The following is a 12,529-nucleotide window of genomic DNA, read 5'->3' on the forward strand; positions in this document are numbered from 1 at the left end:
GCCTCCAGGCTAATGGTCCCGGGGCCGCTGACAAGACGTCCCCCGGTCCTTCCTGGAGACCGCTTCGGCCAGGGAACTACCCTGGTCGGGTGACTGCTACTCCTCCGGCCGACGAAGCGCGGCCCGGCGACGCATTGGTCCGTACCGGCGGGATCGTCTTCATCGCGGGCGCGCTCGCGACGCTCGCCACCATGGCCCCGCTGTTCCTCGGCACCGATCCGTTCCCGTCCTACGCGTGGGCCGTCTGCATGCTGATGGGCGTCGGCTTCGCCATCTCGGCCGCGGGGGTGCTCCGCTCGGCCGCGGCGCAGCGGCGCGAGGCGCGGGCGGCGGTTGGGGCGCTGGGCTCGGCGGGCGGCTCCGCGGGTGGCTCCGCGGGCGGCTCCGCGGGTGGCTCCGCCGAGCAGACGGGTTGAGCCGCGGGGGTTCGGGCCGCGGTGGCTGTGGCCGCGGGGGCTCCGGCCGCCGGACCTGACCCCACCGGGGGCCGTCACCGGGGGCCGCAGCTGCCGGGCCCGCCGCTGCCGGGCCCGCCTCCGGGTGCGGTGCTCCCCGCCGGTGCCGGGCCGGGTCAGACCGGCTGGGCCGCGGCATACTGCGTCAGCCACGCGGGGAGCGCCGTCAGGTCCGGAAGCACCACGTCGGCCCCGGCCGCCCGCAGCTCCGGCTCCGGGCACGGGCCGGTGGGCACCGCAACCGACAGGGCCCCGGCCGTACGGGCCCCGCGGACGTCGCCCACGTGGTCGCCGACGTACACCTGCGCGCCGTGCTCCCGCAGCGCGCCCGCCTTCGCCTCGGCCCACAGCCAGCCGATCACCGCGTCCGGCTCGATGCCCAGGTGGGCCAGGTGCAGCCGGGCGTTCGGCTCGTGCTTCGCCGTGACCACGATGGCGCGGCCGCCCATGGCCCTGACCGCCTCGACGGCCTCGCGGGCCCCTGGCATCGCGGGGGTCGGCTCGATCGCGTACGTCGGGTAGATCTCCCGGTACCGGTCGGCCATCGCCGGGATCTCGGCGGCGGGGAACCAGTACGCGAGCTCCTCCTCCAGCGGCGGGCCCAGCCGGGTCACGGCCTGGTCGGCGTCGATGAACGCCCCCGTCTCGGCCGAGAGCGCCTGGTAGGCGGCCCTGATGCCGGGGCGGGAGTCGATGAGGGTCATGTCGAGGTCGAAGCCGACGGTGAGGGTCATGCGGGCCATTGTGCCGAGGCGGGGCGAACGGCTGGTGGCGCGGGCGTGTCCGGCCGGGCTCGCGGGGCTCCGCCCCGCACCCCGCGCCTCAATCGCCGGCGGGGCTGGGCGGGGCCGGGCGGGGGTGTGGACGGGGCGCGGGGGCACGGGGGCGGGGCCTCCGGGTGAGGGCATCAGGGACTGCATGATTTACGGCGCAGAGCTCGGAACCGGCCCGTGGCTCAGGGGTCGCGCCACAAATCACGCTTTACGTCCCTGACACCCCCACCCTCCACCCCCACCCCCGCACCCCCACGCCGGCACACCTCCGCTCGGCAAGGGGAAACCCCACCCGCGCCCGCACCTCCGCCGGCAGCACTGGAACTCGCCATGCCGGGAGGATGGACCGGAAGGGTGCGGAATGGGCGGGGAAGCCGAGAGACGGCGGGAGGGGGGCGGGGGCGGAGGGGGAGGGTGTCCGGGACGTAAAGCGTGATTTGTGGCGCGACCGCCGGGCTACGGACCGGTTCCGAGTTCGGCGCCGTAAATCATGCAGTCCCGGACACCCTCACCCGGAGCCCCCGACCCCCGCACCACCCGCCCCGCAGACACCCCCGCCACACCCGCGACCCCGCCACACCCGCACCCGCACCCCCGCCCCGCCCCGCTCAGCGGCGGCGGCTGGCGCGCCAGGTCAGGTACAGCGCCGAGGCCAGGGCGGCGCCGCGTACGGTCCACGGCCAGAGCCCGGTGAACGCCGCCCCGGCCTGTCCCTCCGCGAGCGCCTCGCCCCACCGGCCGTCCGCCCGGCCCCACAGCCACACCACCACCCCGGCGAGCACCGTCCCCGGCAGCCCGAAGACGACCACCTTCCGCTCGGTGGGCCCGAGCACCCGCGACCCGTACGCGCACAGCCAGCCCAGCGCCAGCAGCAGCCAGGAGCCGGTCACCACCCCCGCCACCAGCACCGCGGCCGCGAGCAGCAGGAAGGCGTGCGGTCTGGGCCGGGCCGGGGCGGCCGCGGGCTCCGCCGTGGCGGCGGCCTTCCTGCGCCGGCGTTCGCGGAGGTTCCGGGCCAGCGCCCGGGCACGCCCGCCCCGTCGCGCACCGGCCGCCGCGCCGGGGTCGGGGGTGGGGTCCTGCTCCGCGTCGGGGCTCGGCTCCGTTTTCTCCGGCGGGGGCTTCGGGAACTCCAGGCCGCCCGCGAAACCCTCGACCTGCGGCCCCGCCCCGTACGCCGCCGGGTCGACCCGCCACCAGTCGGGCTCGGCGTCGCCACCGGAGAGGCCCAGTTCGTCCAGTCCGGCCAGGTGCGGCGGCGCACCCGCCCGCCGCTGCTCGGGCACCGAGACCGTCGGGGGCGCCGCGGGCGAGGGGGGCGCGGGCGGCGCGTTACCGGTCGGGGGAGTCGCCGCGCCCCGCGCGGCCACCGCGTCGACGACCTCCTCCGGCGTCCCCATCCGCTCCAGGATGCGCCGCACCGCCGCCGGGGTCTCCGGCTCGTACTTGGCGCGCCGCCGGTCGATCTCGTCCCGCAGGCCCGCGACCAGCCGCATCCGGTCGCCGGACGGCACTTGCCGACGCTGCGCCAGATCCCCGACGCGGCTCAGGTATTCGTAGACCAGATGGTCGCTCTCGATCCCCACGGCTCGCAACGGTAGCGCGCGCGGGCCGGAGCAGGCAGGGACGGAGAGCGGACGCAGGGGATACCGTTGGCCGGATGGGGACCGTCCGACGCGACCAGGAGGCGACCGTGCCTGAGGCAAGCAACGGAGGCAGCGCCCCGCGCTCGCTCGCCGAGGCGCTGCGCGCCCGTGACGACGCGGGGCTCGCCGAACTGCTGCGTGCCCGCCCGGACCTCCTCGGGCCGGTCCCGAACGACGTGACGCAGCTGGCGACCCGGGCCGGCACCCGCGCGTCGGTGGTGCGGGCCCTGGACCGGCTGGACCGGTTCGCGCTGCAGACCGCCGAGGCGCTGGCGGTGGCGCCGGACCCGTGTGACCTCCCCACGCTGGAGGTGCTGCTGACGGGCAGCCATCCGGCGCCGGGCGGTATGACCGACGCGATCCGGGCGGCGTTGCCGGCCGCGCTGGGCACCCTGCGCGCGCAGGCGGTCGTGTGGGGCGGTGACGACCGGCTGCGGCTGGTGCGGACGGCGCGGGAGCTGCTGACGCCGGGGCCGTCCCGGCCGTCGCCGACCGGGCTGGGGCCGACCGTGGCCGAGGCGACGGCGGGCATGTCCCCGAACCGCGTGCAGCAGATCGTGGTCACCGCGGGGTTGCCCGCCACGCACGACCCGGTGTCGGCGGTGGCCGCGCTGACCGGGCTGTTCACCGATCCGGAGCGGATGGCGGCGCTGCTGGACGAGGCTCCGGCGGAGGCGCACCAGGTGCTGGACCGGCTGGTCTGGGGTCCGCCGTACGGGGAGGTCACGGCGGACCCGGCGCCGCCGGTGCGGTGGCTGCGCGACCGGGGTCTGCTGCTGCCGGCGTCGGCGCGGACGCTGGTGCTGCCGCGGGAGGTGGCGTTGCACCTGCGGGGTGGGCGGGCGCACCGGGTGCCCGAGCCGGTCGCCCCGCCGGTGCCGGCGGCGCGGGAACACCGTCCACAGCTTGTGGACGCCAACGCCGCCGGGCAGGCGCTGACCGCGCTGGCCACGGTGGAGGAGCTGCTGGCGTCGTGGGAGCACGGAAACGGTCCGGCCGTGCTGCGGGCCGGCGGGCTGTCCGTACGCGACCTGAAGCGGACCGCGGCCGCCCTCGACCTGGCCGAGCCCACCGCCGCGTTCTGGATCGAACTCGCCTACGCGGCCGGGCTGCTGGCCAGCGACGGCGAGGCCGACGAACGGTACGCGCCGACCCCCGCCTACGACGACTGGGTGGAACTCCCCCCGCACCGGCGCTGGTCGGCGCTGGTCACCGCCTGGCTGCCGGCGTCCCGCACCGCCCGGCTGGTCGGTGAACAGGACGCGAAGGGCCGGACCCTGTCCGCACTCGGCCCGGAGCTGGACCGTTCCGCAGCCCCGGAGGTCCGCCGCCGGGTGCTGGAGCTGCTCGCCGCGCTGCCCGAGGGCGGTTCCGCCGACACGGGGGCCCTGTTGGACCGGCTCGCCTGGGAGCGGCCCGTCGGTGCCCGCGGCGCCGGGGACCTGCGGGCCCGGCTGGCCCGGTGGACCCTGGAGGAGGCCGAGCTGCTGGGCGTGACCGGCCGGGGGGCGCTCTCCGGGCCGGGCCGGGCGCTGCTGGCGGGGCAGGACCCGGCGCCGCTGCTGGCTCCGCTGCTGCCGGAGCCGGTCGACCACGTGCTGCTCCAGGCGGACCTGACGGCGGTGGCCCCGGGGCCGCTGGACCGGGAGCTCGCCGAGACGCTGGCGGTGCTGGCGGTGGTGGAGTCGAAGGGCGGGGCGACGGTGTACCGGTTCACGCCGGGCTCGGTGCGGCGCGCCCTGGACTCCGGCCGGTCCGCGGCGGAGCTGCACGCCTTCCTCACCGCGCACAGCCGTACGCCGGTTCCGCAGCCGCTGGCGTACCTGATCGACGACGTGGCCCGCAGGCACGGGCAGTTGCGGGTGGGCGCGGCTTCGTCGTACCTGCGTTGTGACGACGAGGGGCTGCTGGGCGAGATCCTGGCCGACAAGCGCTCGGCGGGGCTGTCGCTGCGCCGGCTGGCGCCGACGGTGCTGGCTTCGCAGGCGGAGCCGACGCTGCTCCTCGACGGGCTGCGGGCGATGGGGTACGCGCCCGCCGCGGAGTCGGCCACCGGCGACGTGCTGGTGGCCCGGCCCGCGGCGCACCGGACTCCGCCGCGCACGCCCCCGGCTCCGGTCCCGGACGGCCCGCCGGTCCCGGACGAGACCTTGCTGGCCGCGGCGGTACGGGCGATCCGCGCGGGCGACGTGGCGGCGACGGCGGTGCGCAAGGAGCCGGCGACGCCGGCTCCGGTGCCGGGTGAACTGCCCCGCACCACGGCGGCGGAGACCCTGGCGACGGTGCAGGCGGCGGCGCTGACCGGGTCGGCGGTGTGGATCGGCTACGTGAACGCGGAGGGCGCGGCGAGCCAGCGGGTCATCGCCCCGGTCCGCGTCGAGGGCGGTTTCGTCACCGGCTACGACCACACCGCCGACGAGGTCCGCACGTACGCCCTGCACCGCATCACGGGCGTCGCGGAACTGGCCGAGGACCAGGTGTAGTTCAGCCGAGGACGTCGCGGACGTTCCGCTGGCGCAGGTCCCGCAGGGAGCGGGCCAGTGTGACGAAGTCACCGTCGTCGTGCAGGACCGTGAGGCCGTGATGCGCGGCCGTCGCGGCGATGAGCAGGTCGACGACGGAGAGCGCCTGATGCCCTCCGGTCCGTGCGAGCTGGTGCTGGGCCGCCTCGATCCACTGGGGTGCCGACTTGGGCACGGTGACGTCCGGATACAGGCTGTCGAACATGTCCGACATGGCGTCGTACTCGCTCCGGTTCCGCGCCGACCTGCGGAACTCCGACCGCTGGGGCCAGCAGGAGCCGACGACCCCGCTGCTGATCGCCTCCGACCAGGCGTTCCGGACTTCCTTGTCCCGCTGGATGCGCCACAAAGCCGACGAGTCGAGGAGGAAGCGCCTCACGTGTCGAGTCCCTTGTCGGCGTCGTTCCGCCGCTTCCAGCCCTCGTAGTCCCAGTCCTGGGCCAGCGCGGCGTAGCGCTCGAGGGCTTCGATCCGCTTGTGCCGCTCCGCCACCTCCCGGATGGCCATGTTCACGGCTTCCTTCTTGGTCCCTATGCCGGTGACCCGCATCAGGACGGCCAGGGCCTCGTCATCCAGGTCGATCGTCGTAAGGGACACAACAGCCTCCGTATATAAAGCGTGGGTCTCTCATCAACAGAGTACGGCCGGGGGCGTAATTCGGGTGCGCGGGCGGGAGTGGATCGCCGACGCTGGGGGCGTGTCCGAGTCGAACGAGCCCGCGGTGCGTGAGATCCGCGCCGCGTACACCGCCGAAACCGTCACCGTCTACCAGGCGTACGCGCCGCACCTGGGCGGGCCGGCCGCCCGGGACGGGCGGTTCCCGCCGGCCTGGAAGCGGGAGCGGATGACCTGGATCAAGCCGTCGTTCCTGTGGATGATGTACCGCTGCGGCTGGGCCACGAAGGCCGGCCAGGAGACGGTGCTCGCCGTCGAGATCACCCGGGAGGGCTTCGACCGCGCCCTGGGTGGGGCCTGCCTGTCGCACTACGCGCGCGGCGTGCACGCCGACCGGGACGCCTGGCGGTCCGCCCTGCGCACGGCCCCGGCCCGGGTCCAGTGGGACCCGGAGCGGGACCTGCGCCTGCGACCGCTGCCGTACCGGTCCCTGCAACTGGGCCTGTCGGGACCTCTGGCCCGCGCCTACGCGGACGAGTGGACCGTCGGCATCCGTGACGTCACGCCGCTGGCCCGGGAGATCCACGCCCTGGTGCTGGCGGGTGACGTGGAGGCGGCCCGGGGCCTGCTCCCGGCCGAGAGCCGCTATCCCTCCGGCCCGCTCCCTCACCTCGGCGCGTAGGCGCACGATCCTCGGGGAACGTCCACGCCGCACGCGTCCGGGCGCCCACCGGCCGGTGGCCGACCACGTCGAGCTCGGTCCGGTCCGCCCGCACCCGGGCCGAGGGGGCGGGCCTGTCGTGAGGTAGGCCCGTTCGGCGAGGGATGCGGCAGACTGGAGGTTTGGCCGTCCGCATTCGGGCGGTCGCGCCGGCCGGAAGGGACGCACGCCAGGTGAACGGTCCGCTCATCGTTCAAAGCGACAAGACGCTGCTGCTCGAAGTCGATCACGAGCTCGCCGAGGCCGCCCGCCGGGCCATCGCTCCGTTCGCCGAGCTGGAGCGGGCGCCCGAGCACATCCACACCTACCGGATCACCCCGCTGGGCCTGTGGAACGCGCGGGCCGCCGGGCATGACGCCGAGCAGGTCGTGGACGCGCTGGTGGAGTACTCGCGGTATCCCGTGCCGCACGCCCTGCTCGTGGACGTCGCCGAGACCATGGCCCGGTACGGGCGGCTCACCCTGTCCAAGCACCCCACGCACGGGCTGGTGCTGACCAGCACCGACCGGCCGGTGCTGGAGGAGATCCTCCGGTCCAAGCGGATCACCCCGCTGGTGGGGGCCCGGATCGACGCCGACACCGTGGTGGTGCACCCCTCCGAGCGGGGGCAGATCAAGCAGAGCCTGCTCAAGCTGGGCTGGCCCGCCGAGGACCTGGCCGGGTACGTGGACGGCGAGGCGCACCCGATCGAGCTGGCCGAGGACGGCTGGCAGCTGCGGCCCTACCAGCGGCAGGCCGTGGACGGTTTCTGGCACGGCGGGTCCGGAGTGGTCGTACTGCCCTGCGGGGCGGGGAAGACGCTGGTCGGCGCGGGCGCCATGGCCGAGGCGAAGGCGACCACGCTGATCCTGGTCACGAACACCGTCTCGGCCCGGCAGTGGAAGCACGAGCTGGTGAAGCGGACCTCGCTGACCGAGGACGAGATCGGCGAGTACAGCGGGACCCGGAAGGAGATCCGGCCCGTGACCATCGCGACGTACCAGGTTCTGACGACGAAGCGGAAGGGCGTCTACCCGCACCTGGAGCTGTTCGACTCGCGGGACTGGGGGCTGATCGTCTACGACGAGGTGCACCTGCTGCCCGCGCCGGTGTTCAAGTTCACCGCGGACCTCCAGGCCCGGCGGCGGCTCGGCCTGACCGCGACCCTGGTGCGCGAGGACGGCCGCGAGTCGGACGTCTTCTCGCTGATCGGGCCGAAGCGGTTCGACGCCCCGTGGAAGGAGATCGAGGCGCAGGGCTACATCGCGCCCGCCGACTGCGTCGAGGTGCGGGTGAACCTGACGGAGAGCGAGCGGCTGGCGTACGCGACCGCCGAGACGGAGGAGAAGTACCGCTTCTGCGCGACGACCGCGACGAAGCGGAAGGTGACGGAGGCGCTGGTCCGCAAGCACCGCGGCGAACAGACCCTGGTCATCGGCCAGTACATCGACCAGCTCGACGAGCTCGGCGAGCACCTCGACGCGCCCGTCATCAAGGGGGAGACCTCCAACGCGCAGCGGGAGAAGCTCTTCGACGCGTTCCGGGAGGGCGAGATCAGCGTGCTGGTCGTGTCCAAGGTCGCGAACTTCTCCATCGACCTGCCCGAGGCGACGGTGGCCATCCAGGTGTCGGGAACGTTCGGGTCCCGCCAGGAGGAGGCCCAGCGTCTGGGCCGGGTGCTGCGCCCGAAGGCGGACGGACACGAGGCCCGCTTCTACTCGGTGGTCGCCCGCGACACGATCGACCAGGACTTCGCCGCGCACCGCCAGCGGTTCCTGGCGGAGCAGGGTTACGCCTACCGGATCATGGACGCCGACGACGTGCTCCGGGAGCACTGACCCAGGCGCGTACGGGAGCGGCCGGGGCCGGCGAGCAGTCGGGGGCCGGCGTCAGCGGCGTATGACGCCGGCGTCCTCGCCGAACTCGCCCAGCAGGACGACGCTGAACGCGGTCGCCGCGAAGACCTTCGCGGCCCGCAGGGCGCCGCCCACGCGGTGCCTGGCGTGGCTGTCGGAGGTGGTGGTGGCGCCGCTCGGGCGACCGACCCGGACCGGGGTGAGGGTTGCGCTGCTCATGTGTCCATGGTCGGTTTCCGGGCGGTGCCGCGCATCGCTCCCGGGAGCGAATCCACGGGCCCGCCGCGTACTACTCGCGGCCGATGGCCGGCCGCCGCTCCTCTGCCGCAGGTCTGACACCCTCCCGTACGTCACCCCTACGGGAGAGCCAGAGCGGCGCCGGAAACCGGTTCGCAACGCGCCGCGCGCCTGACTACAATCTCCGCTCTTGCCGCCTCGCCGCCATCACCGGGGAGTGCCACCGTCCGGTCGGAACCGGGCGGACCCAACTGGTCCAGGTTCGAAGCAGGAGGCAGTTCCGTGCCCGCGCACGTCCCCGACACCACCCCCGCCGCCCCCGGTACCGACGGTCCGCTGGGCCGCGAACGCGCCCACCTCGCCGCCTCCCGCGCCGCCCTGCGCGCGATGCGCGCGGACGTCGAGGCGCTCGACATCCGCGACGTCACCGCGAACTGGGTCAACGCGATCGTCCTCCAGGCGCAGATCGACGACCGCATCAAGGCCCTGGCCGACCTCGCGCACACCCCGCTGTTCTTCGGCCGCCTCGACTACCTGCACGCGCCCGGAGCGGACCTCGCCGAGGGCGGCGAGGGCGAGAGGTTCTACATCGGCCGCAGGCACGTCCACGACGCCGAGGGCGACCCGATGGTGATCGACTGGCGGGCGCCCGTCTCCCAGCCCTTCTACCGCGCGTCCAGGCAGGACCCGCAGGACGTGGCACTGCGCCGCCGCTTCGGCTACACCGGCGGCGAGCTCACCGCGTACGAGGACGAGCACCTCTCCGACCCGGCGGAGACGGCCGGCGTCAGCAAGCTGCTCCAGCAGGAGATCGAGCGGCCCCGCGTCGGCCCGATGCGCGACATCGTCGCCACCATCCAGCCCGAGCAGGACGAGATCGTCCGCTCCGGCCTGGCCGGCTCGGTCTGCGTGCAGGGCGGCCCCGGCACCGGGAAGACCGCCGTCGGCCTGCACCGGGTCGCCTACCTCCTGTACGCCCACCGCGAGCGGCTGGCCCGCACCGGCACCCTGGTCATCGGGCCGAACCGTTCCTTCCTGCACTACATCGAGCAGGTGCTGCCGGCCCTCGGCGAGCTGGAGGTCAAGCAGGCCACCGTGGACGACCTGGTCGCGGGCGGCTTCGAGGTCAGGGCCACGGACTCCGCCGCGGCCGCCGTGGTGAAGGGCGACGCCCGCATGGCGGAGGTGCTGCGCCGGGCGCTCCGCTCCCACGTGTCGGCGCCCGCCGAAGCGCTGATGGTGGTCCGGGGCTCGCGCCGCTGGCGGATCCCCGCGTACGAGCTCCAGGAGATCGTCACCGAGCTGCAGGAACGCGACATCCGCTACGGTGCGGCCCGTGAGGCGCTCCCCCGGCGGATCGCGCACGCCGTCCTGGTGCGGATGGAGCAGGCCGGCGAGGCGCCGGACGACCGGGTGCAGGACGCCGTGGCCCGCAACGCGGCCGTGAAGGCCGCCGTGAAGGAGATCTGGCCGGCCGTGGACCCGGCCAGGCTGGTGCTGCGGCTGCTGTCCGATCCGGAGTTCCTCGCCGAACACGCCGAGGGGATCCTGACCGCGGACGAGCAGAAGCTGCTGCTGTGGCCCAAGCCGTTCCGCAGCGTGCGCTCGGCGAAGTGGTCCGCCGCCGACCTGGTCCTCGTCGACGAGGCCACCGACCTGGTGGAACGCACCCACTCCCTCGGGCACGTCGTCCTCGACGAGGCGCAGGACCTGTCCCCCATGCAGTACCGGGCGGTCGGCCGCCGCTGCACCACCGGCTCGGCCACCGTGCTCGGAGACCTGGCCCAGGGCACCACACCGTGGGCGACCCGCAGCTGGGACGAGGCCCTGGGACACCTGGGCAAGCCCGGGGCGGTGCTGGAGGAGCTCACCGCCGGCTTCCGCGTGCCGCGCGAGGTCATCGCGTACGCGTCGCGGCTGCTCCCGGCGATCTCGCCGGGCCTGGCCCCGGTCTCCTCGGTGCGTGAGACGCCCGGATCTCTGGCCGTGACGGCGGTCGGTGACCCGGGGGAGTTGACGGGGGCGGTGGTCGGGGCCTGCCGCGAGTCGCTCCGCCAGGAGGGGTCGATCGGTCTGATCGCCGCGGACGCGCGGATCCCGGTCCTGGCGGAGGCGCTGCTGGAGGCCGGGCTGCCGTACCTGGCGCCGGGCGAGGAGACCACCGCGGAAGCCCGGCTGACGCTGGTGCCGGCCTCGCTGGCGAAGGGTCTGGAGTACGACTACGTGGTGCTGGACGAGCCGGCCGCCGTGGTCGACGGGGAGGCGGACGAGCGGACCGGTCTGCGGCGGCTTTACGTCTGCCTCACCCGGGCGGTGTCCGGCCTCACGGTCCTCCACGCGGCACCCCTGCCGGCGGCCCTGGCCTGATCGCCCGGCAGGCGCTCGCGCCGCGGGGCCGTGCACGCGGGGCCCTGCCGCGGGGCGGGACGCCCGCCCACACCTCGGGCTTGCTGCGCGACTCCCGCCCCGGCCCCGGCTCCGGCTCCGGCCCCGGCTCCGGCTCCGGGCGCCGCGCCCTCAGCTCCGTACGGTCGCCGGGGTCGCCGGGCGCGACGAGGCGATCACGCGGGACGGCGCGCCCCGGTCCAGACGCATCGCGACGACGGCCAGCGCGATGGCCGTCACCGTCATGGCCCCGCCCGCCCAGGCGGTCGCGGCGAAGCCGTACCCCGCGTCGATGACCGTCCCGCCCAGCCACGGCCCACCGGTGTTGCCCAGGTTGAACGCGGCGGTGGTGGTCGCCCCAGCGAGGGTGGGCGCGGCGCCCGCCACGTTGAACATGCGGGCGTTGAGCGCCGGCGCCGTGAAGAAGGCGGAGACGCCGATCAGGAACGACAGCGCGACGGCCGCCGCGGCGACCGACGCAAGCAGGGCGAGCGCCGCGAGGAACGCGGTGGAGGCGACGATGCCCCAGATCATCACGCCGAACAGGTGCGCGTCGGCGACCCTGCCGCCGATGGTGGTGCCGACCAGCGCACCGATCCCGAACAGTCCGAGCACCCACGGCACCCAGCCGGAGCCCAGCCCGGCCACGTCGGTGAGCAGCGGTGCGAGGTAGCTGAAGGCGCAGAACACGCCGCCGGCCGCCAGCGCGGTGACTCCGATGGACAGCCACACCTGCCGGTCGCGGAAGATGCGCAGCTCACGGCCGAGCGTCGGCCGCTCCTCCGGGAGCGGGATCCGCGGCACCTTGGCCAGGATGCCGGCCAGGGCGACCGCCGAGGCGGCGCCGACGGCCCAGAACGCGGACCGCCAGCCCAGGTGCTCGCCGAGGAAGGCGCCGGCCGGTACGCCGAGGACGTTGGCGATGGACAGCCCGCCGATCATGACGGCCATGGCGCGGGCCCGGGCGTCGACGGGGACCATCGCGATGGCGACGGCCGCGCCGACCGCCCAGAACCCGGCGCAGGCGAGCGCGGCGACCACGCGGGAGGCGAAGAGCAGCTCGTAGGAGGGGGCGAGCGCGCCGGCGACCTGGCCCAGCCCGAACAGGCTGATCAGGGCGATCAGGGTGGTGCGGCGGGGCAGCCGGAGGGTGGCGACGGCGAGCAGGGGCGCGCCGACGACCATGCCGATGGCGAAGGCGGATATCAGCAGGCCGGCCTGCGGGATGGTGACGTCCATGTCCCGGGCGATGGGTGGCAGCAGGCCGGAGAGCATGAACTCGCTCGTGCCGAGCGCGAAGACGGACAGGCCGAGGATGTAGACGGCCACGGGCATACGGG

Annotated in this window: 11 protein-coding genes; 5 read left to right on the forward strand and 6 right to left on the reverse strand. The window is 75.0% G+C overall.

Annotated features, from left to right (window positions below; all coding sequences use genetic code 11):
- Positions 1-89: 89 nt before the first annotated feature.
- The gene (locus ACFY61_RS24555) at positions 90-416 is read left to right on the forward strand and encodes a hypothetical protein (protein ID WP_389475097.1); all 327 of its coding nucleotides are present in this window, start codon (positions 90-92) and stop codon (positions 414-416) included.
- Positions 417-571: 155 nt separating this feature from the next.
- Here the strand turns inward: ACFY61_RS24555 and ACFY61_RS24560 are convergent, their stop codons facing one another.
- On the reverse strand, positions 572-1,198 hold the full coding sequence (locus tag ACFY61_RS24560; RefSeq protein ID WP_389475099.1) for an HAD family hydrolase: 627 nt from the start codon (positions 1,196-1,198) through the stop codon (positions 572-574).
- A gap of 638 nt (positions 1,199-1,836) precedes the next feature.
- The gene (locus ACFY61_RS24565; protein ID WP_389475101.1) at positions 1,837-2,814 is read right to left on the reverse strand and encodes an HAAS signaling domain-containing protein; all 978 of its coding nucleotides are present in this window, start codon (positions 2,812-2,814) and stop codon (positions 1,837-1,839) included.
- 74 nt (positions 2,815-2,888) lie between these two features.
- On the opposite strand from ACFY61_RS24565, the gene ACFY61_RS24570 reads away from it, so the two are divergent.
- The gene (locus ACFY61_RS24570) at positions 2,889-5,357 is read left to right on the forward strand and encodes a helicase-associated domain-containing protein (protein WP_389475103.1); all 2,469 of its coding nucleotides are present in this window, start codon (positions 2,889-2,891) and stop codon (positions 5,355-5,357) included.
- 1 nt (position 5,358) lies between these two features.
- On the opposite strand, the gene ACFY61_RS24575 is transcribed toward ACFY61_RS24570, so the two are convergent.
- Positions 5,359-5,775 carry a PIN domain-containing protein gene (locus ACFY61_RS24575; RefSeq protein WP_389475105.1) on the reverse strand — a complete coding sequence of 139 codons (417 nt, stop codon included), beginning with the start codon at positions 5,773-5,775 and terminating at the stop codon, positions 5,359-5,361.
- Positions 5,772-5,993 (reverse strand): type II toxin-antitoxin system VapB family antitoxin, encoded by a 222-nt coding sequence (locus ACFY61_RS24580; protein ID WP_389475107.1) that lies wholly within the window; start codon positions 5,991-5,993, stop codon positions 5,772-5,774. The genes ACFY61_RS24575 and ACFY61_RS24580 overlap by 4 nt, the downstream gene beginning before the upstream one ends.
- A gap of 100 nt (positions 5,994-6,093) precedes the next feature.
- On the opposite strand from ACFY61_RS24580, the gene ACFY61_RS24585 reads away from it, so the two are divergent.
- Together ACFY61_RS24585 and ACFY61_RS24590 are read left to right on the forward strand one after the other, a co-directional pair.
- Positions 6,094-6,693 (forward strand): DUF4291 domain-containing protein, encoded by a 600-nt coding sequence (locus ACFY61_RS24585; RefSeq protein WP_389475109.1) that lies wholly within the window; start codon positions 6,094-6,096, stop codon positions 6,691-6,693.
- Positions 6,694-6,905: 212 nt separating this feature from the next.
- A complete protein-coding gene (locus tag ACFY61_RS24590) occupies positions 6,906-8,549 on the forward strand; it encodes a DNA repair helicase XPB (protein WP_389475111.1) in 1,644 nt (547 codons plus the stop codon).
- Between the two features lie 51 nt (positions 8,550-8,600).
- On the opposite strand, the gene ACFY61_RS24595 is transcribed toward ACFY61_RS24590, so the two are convergent.
- Positions 8,601-8,786: a hypothetical protein gene (locus ACFY61_RS24595; protein WP_389475113.1), complete on the reverse strand. Its 186-nt coding sequence runs from the start codon at positions 8,784-8,786 to the stop codon at positions 8,601-8,603.
- 300 nt (positions 8,787-9,086) lie between these two features.
- Between ACFY61_RS24595 and ACFY61_RS24600 the strand changes: the two genes are divergently transcribed.
- A complete protein-coding gene (locus tag ACFY61_RS24600) occupies positions 9,087-11,171 on the forward strand; it encodes a HelD family protein (protein WP_389475115.1) in 2,085 nt (694 codons plus the stop codon).
- 150 nt (positions 11,172-11,321) lie between these two features.
- Here the strand turns inward: ACFY61_RS24600 and ACFY61_RS24605 are convergent, their stop codons facing one another.
- Positions 11,322-12,524: a Cmx/CmrA family chloramphenicol efflux MFS transporter gene (locus tag ACFY61_RS24605; protein WP_389475324.1), complete on the reverse strand. Its 1,203-nt coding sequence runs from the start codon at positions 12,522-12,524 to the stop codon at positions 11,322-11,324.
- Positions 12,525-12,529: the final 5 nt, after the last annotated feature.

Source organism: Streptomyces sp. NPDC012888, assembly GCF_042900645.1.
In the GTDB taxonomy this organism is placed as follows: Bacteria; Actinomycetota; Actinomycetes; order Streptomycetales; family Streptomycetaceae; genus Streptomyces.

Excerpts from the sequence above, each read along its gene's own strand:
- ACFY61_RS24560 (WP_389475099.1), bottom strand. The coding sequence starts at position 1,198 with ATGGCCCGCATGACCCTCACCGTCGGCTTCGACCTCGACATGACCCTC.
- ACFY61_RS24570 (WP_389475103.1), top strand. The coding sequence starts at position 2,889 with ATGGGGACCGTCCGACGCGACCAGGAGGCGACCGTGCCTGAGGCAAGC.
- ACFY61_RS24595 (WP_389475113.1), bottom strand. The coding sequence starts at position 8,786 with ATGAGCAGCGCAACCCTCACCCCGGTCCGGGTCGGTCGCCCGAGCGGC.
- ACFY61_RS24605 (WP_389475324.1), bottom strand. The coding sequence starts at position 12,524 with ATGCCCGTGGCCGTCTACATCCTCGGCCTGTCCGTCTTCGCGCTCGGC.